The sequence below is a fragment of the Flavobacterium sp. NPDC079362 genome (assembly GCF_050267765.1).
In the GTDB taxonomy this organism is placed as follows: Bacteria; Bacteroidota; Bacteroidia; order Flavobacteriales; family Flavobacteriaceae; genus Flavobacterium; species Flavobacterium azizsancarii.
The window spans coordinates 1-19221 of record NZ_JBNNFM010000041.1 but is presented as its reverse complement, the minus strand read 5'-3'; the positions used below and the strand labels follow the sequence as shown (position 1 = coordinate 19221).

Annotated in this window: 17 protein-coding genes; 3 read left to right on the top strand and 14 right to left on the bottom strand. The window is 33.0% G+C overall.

The annotated features are described in order from the left end of the window. The 9 genes from ACQKCJ_RS21980 to rsfS all read right to left on the bottom strand — a co-directional run bounded on the left by ACQKCJ_RS21980 (position 1) and on the right by rsfS (position 13501). Positions 1-3087: a SusC/RagA family TonB-linked outer membrane protein gene (locus ACQKCJ_RS21980; RefSeq protein WP_271338024.1), complete on the bottom strand. Its 3087-nt coding sequence runs from the start codon at positions 3085-3087 to the stop codon at positions 1-3. Positions 3088-3288: 201 nt separating this feature from the next. Beyond that, entirely contained in the window at positions 3289-7503 is a 4215-nt protein-coding gene (locus ACQKCJ_RS21975; protein WP_427402926.1) for a hybrid sensor histidine kinase/response regulator transcription factor, read from the bottom strand. 374 nt (positions 7504-7877) lie between these two features. Further along, positions 7878-8660, bottom strand: a complete 783-nt coding sequence (locus ACQKCJ_RS21970) for a superoxide dismutase (protein ID WP_271338020.1) — start codon at positions 8658-8660, stop codon at positions 7878-7880. A gap of 8 nt (positions 8661-8668) precedes the next feature. Continuing rightward, positions 8669-8938 (bottom strand): acyl-CoA-binding protein, encoded by a 270-nt coding sequence (locus ACQKCJ_RS21965; RefSeq protein WP_271338019.1) that lies wholly within the window; start codon positions 8936-8938, stop codon positions 8669-8671. Continuing rightward, positions 8938-9591 carry a phosphatidylserine decarboxylase family protein gene (locus ACQKCJ_RS21960; RefSeq protein ID WP_271338018.1) on the bottom strand — a complete coding sequence of 218 codons (654 nt, stop codon included), beginning with the start codon at positions 9589-9591 and terminating at the stop codon, positions 8938-8940. The genes ACQKCJ_RS21965 and ACQKCJ_RS21960 overlap by 1 nt, the downstream gene beginning before the upstream one ends. Continuing rightward, complete coding sequence (locus ACQKCJ_RS21955) at positions 9581-10468, bottom strand: phosphatidate cytidylyltransferase (RefSeq protein WP_271338016.1); 888 nt, start codon at positions 10466-10468, stop codon at positions 9581-9583. Before ACQKCJ_RS21955 ends, ACQKCJ_RS21960 begins: the two co-directional genes overlap by 11 nt. Position 10469: 1 nt before the next feature. After that, positions 10470-11075, bottom strand: coding sequence for a lactate utilization protein B/C (locus tag ACQKCJ_RS21950; protein ID WP_271338015.1), 606 nt, complete (start codon positions 11073-11075; stop codon positions 10470-10472). Positions 11076-11188: 113 nt separating this feature from the next. Beyond that, entirely contained in the window at positions 11189-13114 is a 1926-nt protein-coding gene (gene ftsH / locus ACQKCJ_RS21945) for an ATP-dependent zinc metalloprotease FtsH (RefSeq protein WP_271338012.1), read from the bottom strand. 15 nt (positions 13115-13129) lie between these two features. Beyond that, the gene (gene rsfS / locus ACQKCJ_RS21940; protein WP_072964675.1) at positions 13130-13501 is read right to left on the bottom strand and encodes a ribosome silencing factor; all 372 of its coding nucleotides are present in this window, start codon (positions 13499-13501) and stop codon (positions 13130-13132) included. 93 nt (positions 13502-13594) lie between these two features. Between rsfS and ACQKCJ_RS21935 the strand changes: the two genes are divergently transcribed. Then, positions 13595-14323 carry a biotin--[acetyl-CoA-carboxylase] ligase gene (locus ACQKCJ_RS21935; protein ID WP_271338008.1) on the top strand — a complete coding sequence of 243 codons (729 nt, stop codon included), beginning with the start codon at positions 13595-13597 and terminating at the stop codon, positions 14321-14323. A 307-nt stretch (positions 14324-14630) separates the two neighbouring features. Here ACQKCJ_RS21935 and ACQKCJ_RS21930 read toward each other — a convergent pair whose 3' ends face one another. Next, positions 14631-15023, bottom strand: a complete 393-nt coding sequence (locus tag ACQKCJ_RS21930; protein WP_271338006.1) for an SRPBCC family protein — start codon at positions 15021-15023, stop codon at positions 14631-14633. 154 nt (positions 15024-15177) lie between these two features. Further along, positions 15178-15828: an orotate phosphoribosyltransferase gene (gene pyrE, locus ACQKCJ_RS21925; RefSeq protein WP_271338004.1), complete on the bottom strand. Its 651-nt coding sequence runs from the start codon at positions 15826-15828 to the stop codon at positions 15178-15180. A gap of 7 nt (positions 15829-15835) precedes the next feature. On the opposite strand from pyrE, the gene ACQKCJ_RS21920 reads away from it, so the two are divergent. Further along, a complete protein-coding gene (locus tag ACQKCJ_RS21920) occupies positions 15836-16438 on the top strand; it encodes an NUDIX hydrolase (protein WP_271338002.1) in 603 nt (200 codons plus the stop codon). Between the two features lie 249 nt (positions 16439-16687). Next, positions 16688-17284 carry a methyltransferase domain-containing protein gene (locus ACQKCJ_RS21915; protein ID WP_271338000.1) on the top strand — a complete coding sequence of 199 codons (597 nt, stop codon included), beginning with the start codon at positions 16688-16690 and terminating at the stop codon, positions 17282-17284. A gap of 215 nt (positions 17285-17499) precedes the next feature. On the opposite strand, the gene ACQKCJ_RS21910 is transcribed toward ACQKCJ_RS21915, so the two are convergent. From ACQKCJ_RS21910 to ACQKCJ_RS21900, 3 genes are all read right to left on the bottom strand, one after another. Beyond that, positions 17500-18249 (bottom strand): DUF6882 domain-containing protein, encoded by a 750-nt coding sequence (locus ACQKCJ_RS21910; protein WP_271337998.1) that lies wholly within the window; start codon positions 18247-18249, stop codon positions 17500-17502. Positions 18250-18314: 65 nt separating this feature from the next. After that, a complete protein-coding gene (locus ACQKCJ_RS21905; RefSeq protein WP_271337996.1) occupies positions 18315-18764 on the bottom strand; it encodes a GNAT family N-acetyltransferase in 450 nt (149 codons plus the stop codon). A gap of 46 nt (positions 18765-18810) precedes the next feature. Then, the gene (locus ACQKCJ_RS21900) at positions 18811-19041 is read right to left on the bottom strand and encodes a DUF4287 domain-containing protein (protein ID WP_271337994.1); all 231 of its coding nucleotides are present in this window, start codon (positions 19039-19041) and stop codon (positions 18811-18813) included. Positions 19042-19221: the final 180 nt, after the last annotated feature.

The window sequence follows — 19221 nt, the reverse complement described above, 5'->3', positions numbered from 1 at the left end:
TTAAATTTTAAATTTTAAACCTAGTAGTATTGAAGTTGACTGAGGGTAAGTTCCCTGATCTATGAACGAAGTAGATTCAGGATCTAAACCAGTGTATTTTGTCCATGTCAATAAGTTTTGACCTGACACATACATTCTTAAATAGGTACCTCCAATGATTTTAGAATCAAACGTATATCCAATTTCAAGATTTTTTAATCGTAAATAAGAAGCATCTTCAACAAAAACGCTCGAAACCTGACTTCCTCCGTTATCATTCATCGTGTTACGAGGAATTGTGTTACTTGTACCTTCTCCGTTCCATGCACCTAATACTGATGTTGTAGAGTTGAAAGGACGGCTGTCGTAATCTAAAATTTGCTTTAAATCATTGTAACGATCTACACCAGAAACTCCCTGAAAAAGAAATGACATGTCAAATCTTTTGTATGAAGCATTAAATGAAAATCCGTAAGTTATTTTTGGAATTGGACTTCCTATGAATGTTCTGTCATCAGCATTAATCTGGCCGTCTCCGTTTACGTCTTTAAACTTTATATCTCCAGGTTTTGCACCGTTTGAATTTGAGTATAGAGTAGAAGCTATTTCTGCCGTATTTTGATAAATACCATCAAATTTAAGTCCATAATATGAACTGATAGGCTGTCCAACTACAGTTTTAGTGTGCGTTTTTTCATCAGTAATCTCTGTAACATATTGCTGCAATTGTTCAACATTATTTTTTAAGCTGGCAATGTTTCCATTTATTCCATATTTAAATTCGTTATCGTTGTTTTGAAAGTTAACCCCAAATTCAAAACCTTTATTAGTTACAATTCCTGCATTAACAAAAGTTCTGTTTATTTGTCCCACAGTTGAGGAAGGTAAACCTACAGTTAATAAAATATCATCGGTTGTTTTGTCAAAATAATCGGCAGAGAAAGTCAGTTTACCATTCAACACACTCATATCAAGACCAAAGTTGGTTTGTGTCGTCGTTTCCCATTTTAGATCCGGATTACCGTAACGAACTACATTTATAATACCGCCTGTTTCTGTGACAAGGGTTTCATAAGCATTATTAGGGATTTCCTGATTACCGGATTGTCCCCAGCTGGCTCTCCATTTCAGGTTAGAAATCCATTTTGCATTTTCCATGAATTTTTCTTTAGACATTACCCAGCCTCCTGAAACAGAAGGAAAATAACCCCATTTGTTATTAGGTCCAAATCGAGAAGAACCATCGGCTCTTAAAGTACCCGAAACAAAATACTTATTGTTGTATCCGTAATTGGCAGATGCAAAAAAGGAAATCAGATTCCAGCTTTGAGCAGATCCGGAACTGTTTTTATTAGTATCACTTCCGTAATCAAGATATCGGAAAGGATCGGTAGTGTTGTTGTAGTTCGTTCTGCTTCCGCCTATAGCAGATTGGTCATAACTTATATTTTCAGTTCCTAATAATGCGTTGATATTGTGTTTCTCAGCAAGAGTTTTAGTATAGTTTAACGTATTTGTAAACGTAAAAGTTGTTGCTTGACCTCTGTTTTCGTTTAAGCTTGAAGGCCTGTTTTGTCTGCCTTGTCCGGGATATAATTCATTTGGATCATTATCGTTATCGTCACCAAAATTTTCTCCAAATGCCTTATTATGATCAAAAATGATTTCTGCACCAACATTACTTCTGAATTTTAATGATTTGTCAGATAAGAAAGCATATTCGGCATATACATTTCCAAAAGTTTTATAAGCTGATCGAACATCATCTGTATAATTTACTATTGCAATAGGGTTAGATGTCAGCTCATAATTACGGCTCCAGCCTCCATTAGGATCGTTGTTCAGATAGAAAGGCAAATCAGTATAAGGATCATTTGCTTTATATGTAGGATCATTTACGCTTTTGTAAACTCCTAAAACAGATGGGCGTAATAAAGCATGTCTAATAACTCCCGGAGCATCACCGCTAGATGACATTTTATCTTGTTTGGTACCAGTAACCTGAATGTTTGTGCCCACTCTAAAGCGATCAGTAATTTCAGAATTAATATTAGCCCTAAAATTAATACGTTTATAAGTATCCTTGTTTCCTACTACAATACCATCTTGACCAAAATAGCCACCGGATATTAAATATTGCGTTTTCTCAGAACCTCCGCTAAACGAAATTTGAAAATTGTCTGTTTTTCCTGTGGTGAATAATTCTTTTAACCAATCTGTATCTGACAATGCTATACCATTTACTTTTCCATTTGCTCTATCTGCACTATAAGGGCTTATTGCATTGGCTGGATTATTGTTAGAGTTGTGCCAGGCCTGATCCATTATGGTCATATATTGATCTCCATTTAACATTTTTGGAAGATTTGTGGCATAGTTAATTCCAGAAAAATATTCAACATCAATACTTGATTTTCCTTTTACACCACTTTTGGTTGTTATAATAACAACACCTCCGGCAGATCTGGATCCGTAAATAGCTGTAGCAGCAGCATCTTTTAATACCGTCATTGATTTTACATCAGACATATTCAGAAAAGAAATATCGCGGGTAGGAACACCATCTACAACATATAGTACTTCATTGTTTCCAAGTGTACCTTCGCCTCTAATACGTATTTTAAGTCCGTCTCCGGGAGCGCCTGTATTCGCAGAAACAGATACACCTGCAATTTGTCCTTGCAAAGCCTGGCCAACGTCGGCTACTTTTGTTCGGGATAATTCAGCCATATCTACAGTAGCTACTGCACCCGTTATTGAAGATTTCTTTTCGCTCGTGTATCCTACGACAATAACTTCATTTAATGCGTTAGAATCTGTTAAAAGGGTAATATTTAATTCATTTTTACCCGCTAGAGCAGCTTCCTGTGTTTGATATCCTATATAGCTAAAAATTAAAATAGCATTAGCAGCTACATTATTAATGGTATAATTACCGTCAAAATCTGTTGTAGCATAATTGGAAGTTCCTTTTACGCTAATATTAACTTGTGGCATCGGACCGTTATCATCCGAAACAACACCTTTTACTGTTTGAGCGTGTAAAATGCTCCCCGATAAAATCATTCCAAGAAGGAATAATTTATAAATATATTTTTTCATCATCATAAAGGAGTGTTAATAAAGTTAGTAATCTGATTGTTTTTTTTCATGGTTTTTTAAGGTTTGTCATGTTTGATAGTTTTACGATAACGTTTGAATTAGTTATCGTTTATAAAATTAGTTAGTGCATAGGAAAAATGGTGTACACTATTTCTTCAAAAGTGTACACTGTTTATTTTTGCTTGTTAATCAAGTGATTAAGTCTTTTTAGCCCTTTGATTTATATTTGAGCTGATAATTTTTGGGAGTTGAATCGTATAATTTTTTAAACTCACGATAAAAATAAGAACGGTTATTAAAACCGGATTGATAACAAATTTCCGAAACTGTTAGTTTATTTTTTCTTAACAATTCTGCAGCATATTTTAACCGAATGGTTCGAATTAAATCACCGGGTGTAAAACCAAAAAGCTGCTTGGTTTTTCGATATAATTGTGAGTTACTGATACCTAATTCCTTTTCGATGAATGAACTCTGAAGGTTTTCATTATCGATATTGTTGCGAATAAGTTCAATTACTTTTTTGATGAAATCTTTTTCTTCATTGTTGATAGGCAGAGCAGATAAATTTTCGGTAAGTGTATCTTGCTTAAAATACCTTGAAATCAATTCTTTTTCTTCCAGTAACTTTTGTATTCTTATAAGTAAATGATCAGGGTAAAATGGTTTTGGAATATATGAATTGGCTCCGCTTTCTATTCCTTCAATTCTATGAATAACAGAATCCTTTGCGGTAAGCATAATAAAAGGAATATGACAGGTTTTAAGATTTGTTTTTATTTTCTTGCAAAATTCCACACCATCCATAAAAGGCATCATTACATCGCTGATAATGATGTCAGGAACTATGTCTTCAATGATCTTTATTGCTTCATGGCCATTATAAGCTATAATAAGTTTATACTTCTCGCTTAACAATTCGTTAAGGAGCATATGGATGTCTTTTTCATCCTCAACGATTAATATTACTTTGCGATCGTCAGCAAGCTCTTCGAGAGATGAAATTTTATTGGGAGTTTTGTCAGATTTAATTGGATTCTCTTGAAGGATATTTTGTAAATGATGAGAAATCAAAATTGGACTGATAGCAGTATCTAATTCTTTTTCATTAAAAGTTTCTTTGTTGCTTGGCAAGATAATAGTAAAGATTGTTTCTTTATTCAAAATACTTGAAACCTGTATTTCCCCCCTTAATACAGTGACCAATTTTTTTACATAGGCCAGACCAATACCGGTTCTAAACATATTGTTATCTGCTTCTTTACTGGAATCGGCCAGGAAAAACTGATTGAACAAAGAGTCGAGTTCTTCTTTTGGAATTCCTTTTCCGGTATTTGTAATTGTAATATTTAATTTTTTAGAATCTTTGTCCTGAATATAAAATTTAAGGTCTATTTTTCCATTTACAGGAGTGTATTTAAAAGCATTTGACATCAGATTGAATACTATTTTTTCAATTTTATCCTTATCGAACCATCCGGATAAAGTAGGAGGGATGTCAAGATCATATGTAATATTTTTTTCTAATGCCCATTCATCAAATAGTTCAGCAATTTGTTCAACCAGATTTACCAGATCAAATTTTTTCACTGTTACTTCCAGATAATTGTATTCAGCTTTTCTAAATTCAAGTAATTGTTGCGTTAAAAATAGTAACCTCGAAGAGTTCCGTTGAATCATTTGTATGAACTTCTGATTTTTTTCGTTGAGGTTTGTTGTTTCAGAGAGTTTTTGTATAGGTCCCACAATAAGAGTCAGAGGGGTTTGAAACTCATGGGCAATATCTGTAAAAAAAGTAAGCCTGTTTTCATGGAGTTCCTTCTCTCTTTGTCTAAAAAGGATATTTTGAGTCAGTGATTGGCGTTTTTTATAGTAACTAAGCACAAATAATACAAAAGCCAAAAACAACAACGAGTAGATTACAATAGCAAGATTGGATTGCCAGAATATGGGCTTAACCTGGATATCAATGGCATGAACCGGTTTACTCCAGACCCCATCACTATTAGACCATTTTATCCATAAAGAATAGTCGCCTTTAGGTACATTGGTAAATGAAATAATCCTACGGTTATTGATCGTATTCCAGCTTTTATCAAAATTCGTTAATTGATAAGCATATTGGCATTTTTCTGTATTGATATACGTTAAAGCCGTTAACTCAATATCAAAAAAATTCTGATTATGATTTAAAACAATCGAAGGATGGCTCTCTGAGTCCGGAGTGATTACCAATCCCTGATAATAGGGTATTGGTTGATTTTGCCCGCTAATTTTATCAATAAAAAGATCAGGAATAATCGTAGATTCTTTTATTTTTTGAGGTAAAAAATAATTAAATCCTTTTATCCCTCCCATAAAAATAAATTCAGATTTTAAATCCTGATAAAAAGCTCCATCCGCAAATTCATTGTTCTGCAGTCCTTCATTTCTGGTATAATTCGTGAATTTTAATTCGTTAGGATTGAAGTTTGATAAACCAAAATTAGTACTTAGCCAAAGGTTGTTTTTCTTATCAGAAACAATTCCGTGAATTGTATTATTAGGAAGTCCATCTGCCACGGTGAAGTTTTTGAATACAGCCGTTCCATCATTTTTTATATGCTCTAATAAATTAAGGCCAAAGCTGGTACCAATCCAAAGTCTGTTTTTAGCATCGTTTTGCAAACACAGGATATCATTATTGGATAAGCTTGTTGAATCATTTGCATCATTTTTATAAATAATAAAGCGTTCTGTTTTTTTGTCGAATAAATTTAAGCCTCCCAATCGGGTTCCAATCCAGAGTTGATTTTTATTTTTTGGAATTATAGAAAAAACAATATTACTGCTCAAAGCATTTTTTTTACTGCTATCAGCCAGATATTTCTTAAAATCTGTTATCACCAGTTTTTCTCCGGAGCGTTCAATTTTGCAGCGAATAATCCCATGTCCATTGGTTCCAAGCCATATAAATCCATCTTCATCCTGATATATAGAGTAAACAGATTTAAAGTAAGCAGAATCTGTATGACCAAGAATAGTTGCCCAATTAATTAATCTTGATTTTTTCAGATCAAAAACAGCAATGCCTTCACCATCAGTACCAATAAAAATTAAGTTATTTTTTCCTTTGCATAAAGAGAATACAGCATTATTAATCGCGCTGTTATTCTCGTTAAAATTTTTGTATTGTAAAGGTTTTTCGGGATGAAGATAAAAGTTAGAGGAAAACAGGAACAAGCCTTTGCCTTTTGTGCCCACCAAAAACGAGTTTTCTTCTACTTCTAGAAATGTCCTTACTATGGCACCATCTAATTCCGGAACCTGAGATTTAGAGATGAGGTTAAATGATTTCTTCAGCGGATACATTTTAATAATTCCGTCCCCGTCTGTTCCAGCCCAAAGGATATTTTCATTTCCTCTAATTATAGTTGTAGTTTTTTGATTGTTTAAATATTTCAGCCAATCATGATTAATTATATTACCATTAGTATTAATAATAAAGTGTCCTGTTTTACTGGAAATGACAAGTCCTTCCGGAATATTTCCTATACTATTCTCAATGTCTTTTTTTAGAAGTAACGTGTTCTCGTGGTTTGCAAAAGAATATAGATTGCTATTTCCTGTTACTGATATCGTGCATATCTTTTCTTTTGAGACTATTCCAAATGTTCGAATATTCTCTGAAATTAATATTATTTTAGAAATAGATAGTTTGCCGTTTTGGTTGTTAGCAAGAGATACGGAGTAAAGCTTATTATCTTCAAACAAAATAAGTAATTCACCGTTTATTGTGAACTCCATTCTTTTTACCGCTTTCTTTGAAATTTTTTCGGTATTTAGTAATTGAAATTGATTGCCATCAAAGTAACCAACTCCCCAGTCTTTTACTGCGCAAAATACTTTTTTTGATGCATCCAGGGCCATATTAAACTCTGATTCAGACAATGGAGGTATATTTTCTCTGGAAAAGTAATAATGCTGGAAAACGCCTGTTTTTTTATCATAACGGTTAATACCATGTATGGTCAATATCCAGATCTGACCTGTACTATCCTCGTCAATTTTAAGGATGACCTGATTGGTTAAACTGTTTTTATTATTTAATTCAGGTCTGAAAATTTTGAAACTATTTCCATCATATCGATTTAGGCCGTCCCATGTTCCTATCCATAGTAAGTTTTGAGAATCCTGAAATATAGTATTTATAGAACTGTTCGATAAGCCTTTGGTATTGTCTAATTGTTCGAATGAATATTTTAAATCCAATGATTTAGAAGGAGACCAAATTGATTTAAAATCAGGATTGTTAATTTTTGATTGTTCCGTTTTGTCAAACTGACTAATCGTTGTGGCATTAATAGCAATATTTTTCTCTTTATTGCAAGCAAGCAGTAGAGTTATAAATATAAAGCAACAAAATGTGGTATTAATTTTCAATGCGATAATTCTTTTAATAATTTTTAAATTAACAGGATTATAGGTATCGTCTAACAACATATGTCATTTTATTCTGAATTACGCAACACAGCTTATTTAGAGATGATTTATATCCGGAATATAAATGAAAAATGTTATTATATAAGCTGTAAGGTATGGAAAAGCAGATTGATAATAAGTGATTTTTATGAGTTATTTTTTTGATTTAATAAAAAAAAAGAACGCATTTATTTTGATATTAGCAGTTAGTTATGAAAGAAAATATGAAATAAAAATGAAGGTTTTATTAATTTCAGAAGGGATATTGCAGATGGAGAACGATAAAATATAAAGCAAAAAAAGCCGATACTTAAATTGTATCGGCTTTTCTTTTATTATACTTTTTTGACTTTTTTCAAAGCCTCTATGTAGTTTTCATTTACTTTGTTCCAATTGATGTGTTCGTAAAATGCATCAATATAGTTTCCTTTTCTGTTCTGATAATCCAGATAATAAGCGTGTTCCCATAAATCGATTCCTAAAATTGGTGTTCCGGGAATCAGGGCATTTTTCATTAAAGGATTATCCTGATTTTCAGTAGTTGTTACTTGCAGTTTTCCTGCTCTGTCAACTACCAGCCAAACCCAGCCAGAGCCAAATTGTTTTGTAGACTGACCTTTGAATTGAGTGGTTAAATTAGCAAAAGAACCAAATTCTTTATTAATAGAACCTGCCAAAGTATCTTTGGGTGTTTGTTCCTTAGGAGATAAAATATTAAAATATAACGTGTGATTGTAATATCCTCCTGCGTTTTGACGAAGTTTAGCATTGTTAAGATCCATTTTTTTCAGGATATCTTCAATTGGTAAATTCTCAAATTCAGTATTTAGAATTTCCTTATTAAAATTATTTGTGTACGTTAAATAATGTTTAGAATAATGTGTTTCTAAAGTAAGGGTTCTTATTGCAGGAGCCAAAGCATCATACGAAAAAGGCAGCTTTGTCATCTCAAAAGAACCGGGATCAGCTTTTACATCATCCGGAGATCCTATTGTTATCTTTTCTTCTTTGGTAGGTAAAGGAACTTCTACAACTTCGGTTAGCTTATTTTTATCATTACAAGAAAATAATAGAAATAATGAAGCTGATATGCTGAAATAAACAATGTTTTTCTTCATAATGTTATTTATTTTAATGTTAGTGAATTAATGATATCAATATAACTTTCTTTGGCCTCGTCGATTGATATATGACTTATTTGCATCCAGGCATTTGTTTTGAAAGCATCTCTTAAATCAAAATTTTCAGATTGATTATAGACAGCAGTCCCAAAAGTTGCCTGTTTGTAATATGCATAAAGGCGCAACTGCACATCTTGTGGCAGTGAGGCCTGAGTCATTTTTAAAGCAATTTCTACTGCCTCTGAAAAACGAGTATCTAAATCTTTTTCGATCATTAAGCTTTTGTAGCAATAACAGTTTTACCGCCAATTGCTTTTTGGTTTAATACTACATTGATTGGAGTACCTAAAGGTAGGAATAAATCTACTCTTGAACCAAATTTTATAAAACCAGCATCTGTTCCTTGTACGACTTGCATACCTTCCTGAGCATAGTTTACAATTCTTCTTGCAAGAGCACCGGCAATTTGTCTGTAAAGTATTTGTCCAAAAGTTTCGTTTTCGATTACAACCGTTGTTCTTTCATTTTCTTCACTCGCTTTTGGATGCCATGCAACCAGAAATTTCCCTGGGTGGTATTTACTGAATTTTATAATTCCGTCCATTGCGTAACGTGTTACGTGTACGTTTATTGGTGACATAAAAATAGAAACCTGTATACGTTTGTCTTTAAAAAATTCACCTTCGTAAACTTCTTCAATAACTACAACTTTACCATCTACCGGAGCAAGAATCTGATCGCTATTTCTAATAGCAATTCTTTTAGGGTTTCTGAAAAATTGCAGGATAATGATCAAAACTAGTACACCGGCAATTTGAACAAGCATTCTTAGCCAGGCAATATCAATGAATTTGTCAGCAATTAAAAGTACAGCTACTGCAAATGCAGTACCTAATAAAATGGATGGGCCTCCCTCTTTATGAAACATAATATAAAATTTGATAAAATAAAAATATAATTGGTGCTACAAATATAACACTATCTAGTCGATCTAATACACCTCCGTGACCTGGCATGATAGCACCGCTATCTTTTACGCCGGCTACTCTTTTAAACTTTGATTCGATTAAATCTCCTATGGTTCCAAAAATGCTTACAATTAAAGCAATTATAGTCCAGATTAAGATCGATTTACTGCTAAAATCAGGAGTAGGCTGAATGTATAACTTAGAAATTAAAAATCCGGCAAAAGCAGCAAAAACTACTCCGCCAAGAAATCCTTCTATCGTTTTTTTAGGAGAAATGCGTTCGAATAATTTATGTTTTCCAATAGATTTTCCAACTAAGTAAGCAAAAGTATCATTAGTCCAGATCAAAACAAATAAGCCAATGACAATTTTTGGATTGTAATCTTTTATTCCAAAAGAAATCTTGGTAATAAAAAGAAAAGGTAACATGATGTATCCAATTAAATAAATGTATTTGGATATCTTGCTTATCGTTTGAGTATCGTCAAATAAAAAGACAATACATTTTACAGATACAATTAGAGTAATTACAAGCAATACGGTAAATAAACGATCTGTATCGATCGTAAATACGATATTCTCTTTTAAAAGTTTATTGATGTAATTTTCGGTTTCGTTTCTATAAAAGCTAATTAAAGCTACAGTCGAGTAAAAAACAGAAACGAACAAGATAGAAAAGACTTTGTTAAGACCTACTAAGTTGCAGAACTCATATGTAGCAATGACAAGGAAGATACCAAAAAGAATAATAAAGCTTTCGGTAGAAAACAAAATCGAAGTTAGTAATAAAGCGATATAAACAGCACCAGAAATGGTTCTCTTGAGTGTTTCATTCATCTTAAAGGTCTTCTAAGAGCAATAAATATAAATTCTTGGCAACACTTCCGTATTGTGTAAAATCTTCTTCTTTTGCTTTTTCGAAATATTTTATGGTGGTGATATTAGTAGGGTAATCCCTTTCGTATTTTCTTTTGATAGCGCTTAAACCGTCACTTTTTATTAATTGCAATTGACTTGTTGTTGCAATTATCACAATGTTTGCGGGTAATTCGTTTGGCTTGTCCTGTCTGATCTGTTTTGATGAAAATAAAATAGAACCCTCCTCGGCAATTAAATTCTCGCAGGTAGCCAGTAAAAACTTAGGGTTTTTAGGAGAAATATAAATTAACTTGTTCTCTGCTAATAAATGAAATAGTCCGGGCTCGTAGCATAAAACTTCACTTTCGAACCAGTCATTTTCTTCCAGTATATTTTCAAATTGCTCAGCAACTTCTTGTTTGTTCTCACAATATAGAAATTTACCGCCATTTTTTTTGAAATTAAAAATGAATCTTTCGTCGATAGACAAATGATTATCAGGAGTATGATTTCCTCCATACTGGCTTTCATTCTCTTCATCAGATGAAGCATCGCTAGAACCAAATATTTTTTTGAAAAAATTCATTTTATATGAAATACTTTACATGTTAATTGAAAACGTTCAAAGATAAAAAAATCTTAATTCAAAAGGCTATTTTGAATTAAGATTTTAAAAAATATTACATATTTATTGAATATTTACGAAACCACTTCTTCTAAATTTTTATCAAAAGTACGTTTTCCGAAAATAGTTTCTAAGTCATCTTTAAAAATAACTTCTTTTTCAATTAATATATCAGCTAATTGATTTAGCTTGTCTTTGTTTTCTTCAAGGATTTTAATTGCTCTTTCGTATTGACCTTCAATTAAATCTGAGATTTCTTTGTCAATTACTTTAGCAGTTTCTTCAGAATATGGTTTAGAGAAATTGTATTCACTTTGACCTGTTGAGTCATAATAAGTAACATTTCCTATTTTTTCATTCAAACCATAAATAGTTACCATGGCACGAGCCTGACGCGTAACTTTTTCTAAATCGCTTAATGCACCAGTCGAAATTCTGTCAAAAGTTACCTTTTCAGCAGCTCTTCCGCCCATAGTAGCACACATTTCGTCTAGCATTTGGTCAGTTCTCACGATTTGTCTTTCTTCAGGAAGATACCATGCAGCTCCTAAACTTTGTCCACGAGGAACAATAGTTACTTTAATAAGTGGTGCAGCATGCTCTAACATCCAGCTTACAGTTGCGTGACCAGCTTCGTGAATTGCGATTGCTCTTTTTTCGTCTGGAGTAATAATTTTATTTTTCTTTTCAAGACCACCAATAATTCTGTCAACAGCATCTAAGAAATCTTGTCTGTCAACTGCTGTTTTGTTGTAACGTGCAGCAATTAAAGCAGCTTCGTTACAAACATTTGCAATATCAGCACCAGAGAATCCCGGAGTTTGTTTTGCTAAGAAATCAAGGTCAAGACCTTCGACTTTTTTGATAGGAGCTAAGTGTACTTTAAAGATTTCAGCTCTTTCGCGAATGTCCGGTAAGTCAACAAAAATTTGTCTGTCAAAACGACCGGCACGCATTAAAGCTTTGTCAAGAACATCAGCTCTGTTTGTTGCTGCCAATACAATTACGTTAGAGTTTGTACCAAAGCCATCCATTTCTGTCAGTAATTGATTCAAAGTGTTTTCTCTTTCGTCATTTCCACCTGACATATTGCTTTTTCCTCTTGCTCTACCAACAGCATCAATTTCGTCGATGAAGATGATAGCAGGAGATTTTTCTTTAGCTTGTTTAAATAAGTCACGAACACGTGAAGCACCAACTCCTACAAACATCTCTACGAAATCAGAACCTGATAACGAAAAGAAAGGAACCTGAGCTTCTCCCGCAACTGCTTTTGCAAGTAATGTTTTACCAGTTCCCGGAGGTCCTACAAGTAGTGCGCCTTTTGGGATCTTACCACCAAGATTGGTGTATTTTTCAGGGTTTTTAAGGAATTCTACAATTTCTTGTATTTCTTCTTTAGCACCTTCTAAACCGGCAACATCTTTAAATGTTGTTTTAATATCTGTTTTCTCATCAAACAATTTAGCTTTCGATTTTCCAATGTTAAAGATTTGTCCGCCACTGCCACCTGCGCCACCTGACATTTTACGCATAATGAAAATCCAAACACCAATAATGATGATGATAGGAAGTAAACTGATTAAAATATCGCTCCAGTTATTTTTTTGCAAGAAATTAAAATCTTTCAGTTTGCCTTCGCCAACTGCTTTTTCTAATTTAGTTTGAAAAATCTGGTCGTTACCAATTTCTAATGTATAGTGAGGACCTTTGTTAGGTCTTTCGAAAATATCATTAGCTACTTTTTTATTTGCCGGATCTTTAAGAGCAGCAGCGTTTAAGTATACTTCAGCTTCAGCTTTATTATAAACGATTACTTTTTCAATTTGACCTTTTTCTAATAAAACGTTGAATTTAGAAGAAGTTAATTGAGCAGGTTCGCTTAAGTTTGATCCTCCGGTTGCAAAACTTATAAATAAAAAAACTAGAAGTATTGCGGTATATATTAACCAAGGACTTATTTTAAATTTACTCGGATTTGGATTATTATCTTTAGCCATTAGAGAAAGTTTCTTTTAGTATTTGTTTTCGATTGTAGTTATTTTGGCGTCACCCCAAAGGCTTTCGATATTATAATATTCACGAATGTGTTTCTGGAAAACGTGTACAACAATGTGCACATAATCCATAAGAACCCACTCAGCATTATCGGTTCCTTCTACATGCCACGGTTTATCTTTTAAGTCTTTAGATACTGTTTTTTGAATTGAGCCTACGATGGCGTTTACTTGGGTATTTGAGTTTCCGTTGCAGATAACAAAATAGTCACAAACTGCCGTGTCTATATCCCTTAAGTCAAGAATACTAATATCATTTCCTTTTACTTCTTCAATCCCCTTGATTATGTTCGCCAATAGAACATCATTATTAATAGTCTTTTTCGCCATGAATTATTTTATATGATTTTGTAAAGTTACCAAAATTTGTGATTATTTTTGAACCTTAACAAAATATTAAATTAAGTTAATTAAATTCCTTTGATGAAACTAATCAAACTCGATGCCATAGATTCTACAAATGATTTCCTTAAATCATTAGCGAGCCAGGATGAACCTGATAATTTTACTGTAGTAACCGCTGAAAATCAGACAAAAGGCAAGGGACAGATGGGGTCTAAATGGCAGTCTGAATCAGGTAAAAACTTAGTTATGAGTGTTTTGGTAAAGGATTTTCTGTATGATAATGAACAGGTTTTTAATCTGAGTATTATTGTTTCATTGGCAGTTATAGATGCTTTAAAATCATTGAATATTCCTAAATTAAGTATAAAATGGCCAAACGACATTATGTCATATAATAAAAAGATTGGTGGCATACTTATCGAAAATACCCTAAAAAGTGATGGCAGGATCGTGTCAGTCGTTGGAATAGGACTTAATGTTAATCAGACAAATTATGAACATTTGCCAAATGCTTCGTCATTGGCCGTGATTTGTAAAACTCAATTCGATAAAAATGTCCTGCCGGTTTTAATAGTCGATAAAATAAAGGAAAGAATCGAATTTTGGCAAACCAACTCAACTGAGTTTTGGAGGGAATATTTTAATTCTTTATTCAAAAAAGGAATTCCAATGCCATTTAAGAATCTCAAAAATGAGAATTTTATGGGGATAATTCAAGGAGTTTCCTCTATTGGTAAAATACAGATTTTGCTGGAGGATGATTCTGTATCAGAATTTGAAATCAAAGAGGTTCAGATGCTTTATTAGGAGGTTCTAAGGTTCTGAGTAGCTAAGTTGCTAAGTTTCTTTAAAAAAAAATAATCTCGAAAAATTGCAAAGTTTTATTACTCTCGTTTTTGTCATCCTGAGGGACGAAGGATCACACTAGGAACTCCGTATAGAATATTTCAATCTTTGTTGAGCTTCGAGTGTGAATCTTCGTTTTTTCAGCATGACATATTTTGCGGGTAAAAGAGTGGCAAAAAAACATAAAAAAACCCAATCATAAGATCAGGCTTTAAGTTTTTATAAGTAGAGAATTAACAATTAACAATTAACAATTGATAATTAAAAATTATAGTTTGGTCATATTAGTAGCCAAAGTTTCGATGAATTTGCTAATTGGCCCTTTGATCATCATTGCCATCATAGGATTAAATTCTCCTTCGAATTGTAGTTGAACAGCGCTTTCGGCGGCTGAAACACTTTCTATATTCGAAACTAAAGTAAAAGGAAGTTTATCACTTGCAGCTCCTAAAACAATTTTGTTTGGTGCTGTTTTCTCTTTCATTTTAAGTTTTATTTCCGGCATGCCTTTTAATCCAAAGATAAAAGCATCTTCGCCAATTACTTCGAATTTAGCGATGTTATCCGGCATTAGTTTTTCGAAATTTCTAACATCAGTCAATAAATCAAATAACTCCTGAGCTGATTTCTGAACAGTAACTTTTGGACTTTCTAAGTTCATATCTTAATTTTTTTATAGTATCTAAATTATTTTTACCGCAAAGAACGCAAGGTTTTTTATTTTTGATTGTAAATCTTTATGAATAAAAAGTTCGCAAAGCTAAATCTTAAATTAAATTCCAACAATCTAAAATTCTAAAGTCTGCAATCTAAAATTATTCCTTTTCCTGCCCCCACGTAGATGGACTTTCGTTCCATTCCAGCAAAGTCGATTGTTGATCTTCGGTAATGTATTGTTTCTGAACTGCTAAGTCTAATAGATTTTCGTAATTACTTAACGTATACAAATCGATATTAGCCTTTTTAAAGTTATCTTCGGCAACGTTAAAACCGTAGGTAAAGATCGCTGCCATCCCTTTTATGTTGGCACCTTCGTTACGTAAAGCTTCAACAGCCATCAAACTGCTGTTTCCTGTGCTGATTAAATCTTCTACAACAACAACATTTTGTCCTTTTTGTAAAAAACCTTCAACTTGATTTTGTCTTCCGTGTTTTTTTGCTTCCGGACGCACATATACGAATGGTAATCCAAGGCTTTCAGCAACAAGAATCCCCACTCCAATAGCTCCAGTGGCAACACCGGCAATTACATCTGGTTTCCCAAATTGTTTTTCAATATTCTTCGCAAACTCATCACGAACGTAGTTTCGGATGCTCGGAAATGAAAGAATTAACCTATTATCACAGTAAATAGGAGATTTCCAACCTGAAGCCCATGTAAAAGGATTTTCGGGATTCAATTTAATTGCATTTATTTGCAAAAGCAATTCGGCTGTTTTTTCGGCAGTATCTTTATTAAAAATCATAGTACAAATGTATAAAGTTTTTGTGAACGACAAACCACTTTTTTTGACAAATGAAATCTCAAGAGAGACTGATTTTCAATTATTCTTGTTAGAGAGTATTGATATTGAGCAGCTTATAGTCAAAATGTTTCAAAATAAAATTCAAAAGGCGTATTTATATCATCCTGATGAAAAGGAAATTATGAAGACACTTAAGGCTAAAATCCCTGTAAATAAAGCGGGAGGAGGTCTTGTTTACAATAAAAAAGGCGAAGTTTTATTTATTTTTAGAAATGGAAAATGGGACTTGCCAAAGGGCGGAATCGAAAAAGGAGAGGAAATTGAGGCAACTGCCATGCGCGAAGTTGAAGAAGAAACCGGTGTAAACAAACTGCGCATCATTAATAAACTCGAAAAAACATACCACGTTTTTAAACGCAACGGAAAATATAAACTCAAAGTCACGCATTGGTTCGAAATGCAATCTGATTTTGAAGGAACACCAGTAGGTCAGCTTGAAGAAGGTATCGAAAAAGTGGCGTGGTTAAATCCCGAGCAAATCAAAGAAGCCCTGAAAAACTCTTATGAGAATATTAAGCTGTTGTTTGAAGAAGAAAAACAGTTAAAATAACAATATCAAAAGTCAATATCAAATACCAAATCTTAATTTAAAACTATTAAGGGTTTGCCGGTATGACTTAAATAAAAAGAAAAACATTTAATTGCTCGTTTAGATTGCGAATGACCTCAACTAATGTTATATTACAGGAAAATACTGCGATATTAAAATTCAGTGCTTAAATGCACTGTTTTTCTAAAGTTGTAGTTATAAGGCGTAATGCTATTTTTATCTAATCACGAAGACAGGCAATCGAATTAAATGATTTTTAAATCCTTAAAAAAAAATATAGAAATAGAAGACAGCGCATTTGATATGTTGTATTCTACACGCATCAGGAGACTTGCAGAGCGACATTGGACTCCGGTTGCCATTGCCAGGATTGCAGCTGATTATCTGGTTGATAAACCCAATAAAAAGGTTTTGGATATTGGTGCAGGCGTTGGTAAATTTTGTTTAGTAGGCGCAGCCTCTACAAAAGGACTTTTTTATGGTGTCGAGCAAAGGGAATCCCTTATAAAGCTATCCAAAAAAATTGCCGAAAAACATCATGTCGAGAATGTTGAATTTATTCATTCTAATATCATTGATATTTCTTTTTCAGATTATGATGCCTTTTATTTTTACAATTCTTTTTTCGAAAATGTAGATACTTCCTGCCCCATAGATAAAATTGTAGTTCCAGAAAACGAATTGTTTCTCACTTATTCCAATTATGTCAGGGATCAGCTCGCTAAAGCGCCTAAGTATACAAGACTTGTAACGTATTGGAGTACATGGGAAGAAATTCCTGAAAGTTTTGATTTAGAATATTCTGCCTGCGACGGAGTATTGAACTTCTGGAAAAAAATGTCGTGATTTACCACTTTTCAAATTTACATTTCTTAAAATTAGCAGGGCGTGCCATCATCCCGATAAGAGGGCAAAAGTACTTTACGCGTATACGCCCTCTTATCGGGATGCTGTCAGGCTATCCACACTGCTTCGGCAGTTAGTTCCTATCCCTCACGTGGGGAATGGGGTCTAAAAGGTATTTCTGGTTTCTTACTTGTTTTTAATCCTGGGAGGAAATCTTAAGCATTATTACTATTTAACTTTATCAGAAGATTATCTTCATTAAAAACAGCATCAATTACATTCTCATTCTTTTCAGCTTTAATTTCGTTTCCATTCGATGTTATTTTATAGCCTTTCTGTGTTAGATAATTTGTAAAAGCATTTTTATGGTTTTGAATTTCAAATGTTGAAATTAATTCAGGAAAAACAGTTAAAATTCGAGAGAATTCTTCACTCTCAACTTTGTCTATTACATCAGATTTTATGGTAAGAACCATTGTTCCTTGTCCGTAATTTCCAAGATAATAAGCACTTCCGTTGAACATTTCGACAGCAATCATTCCCATTAAATGTAAATCATTCTCTACGGCGTCAAATTTTCCAACAGTCAATAAATCAATATTATTTTGTTCTCCATATTGCTTTAGTAAAAGAGCCTGTTTCATAAGAGACTTGGTATAACCGCCCGCTTTATTTTCCCAGATCCAAAGCCATGTCTCTGAAGAATGAGAAAACGAACCCAAAGCCTGCATGGGAAAAGTAAGATTGTCTCCAAATGTTATTTCTTCTTTGTCCATGTCAACATTCCAGGAAAGATCGCCAGTAACATCATAAAGATTTCTTTGTTTCTCTAAAACAGCAGCTCCAAATTTCTCTAAAAAATCATTTTCAGATGTAAAATGCTTGCTAATGTTTGGTTGACTAACAGTTGAAGTTGACTCCGTATTTTCTTCTTTCTTTTTAAAAAGGTTATTAAATAATCCCATTTTTTTATGGTTTTTTAGTTAGTATAAAATTGATATTTCTTGTTTTGTCTCGTCCTGAAATAGGTTTACAAATCGATTTGATAGATTCTGGATTCTTCTTCCCAAGGATGATAGCCTTGCCCGATATAGCTAAAGCCAGATTTTTCGTAAAATCCCGTATGATCCGTACACAGGTATAAGTTTTTGAATCCCGCTTTTTTAGAGTCTTCTTTGGCTTTTTTTATTAATAAATTACTATAGTTATTTCCGCGGTATTTCTCGTCTATAAAAATGGCACAAATCCAGGGATAAAGATCCATGCGGCTAATGAAGTCATTTGTAATAAGTCCCGCGCAACCAATAACTTTCTCGTTAAGTTCTAACAGGTACCATTGTGGCAAAGAATCTTTGGCATTTATACTATGCGTAATGCAATCTTCATAAATAATAGGTGCTATTTCAGGCCAGCTATTTTGAAAATATTGAATTGTTTTATCTTTATATTCCGGGTTTTCTCTTACTGAGATTATTCTCATTTCTTTTTTATTTTAAAGTAAAAAATGTTTACTTATTTTATACTTGTTACTGACTATTTTCGTCTTTTATGCCTTTAAGTAATGCATAAATTGCCATTGAATAGCCTTGACCTAAATCAAAATCTTCTTTGAGCCAGTTTACAATATCTCCTGCTTTTGCTTCTGGTTTTAGTTTTTCGTCTAGTGTAAATGCTTTTTGTTCTGCCAAAGTTCTAAACTCAGCCGGACCATTTCCTGTTTTTTCTTTAATAGTTTTTAGATATCCTAGAAATGACATAGAATGATAGTTAATTGGTTTATAGATGTACGAAAATACAAATAAAAATATAATTGGTTTTTAGATTTTTGCTTTCCTTTGCCAACTTTGTCAAAGTTCAAAACCAAGAGTGTAAGGAACTTTTGTAAAAAACTATTATTTTTATTTTCTGTATGTCAATAAATATCAGAAAATGCAAAT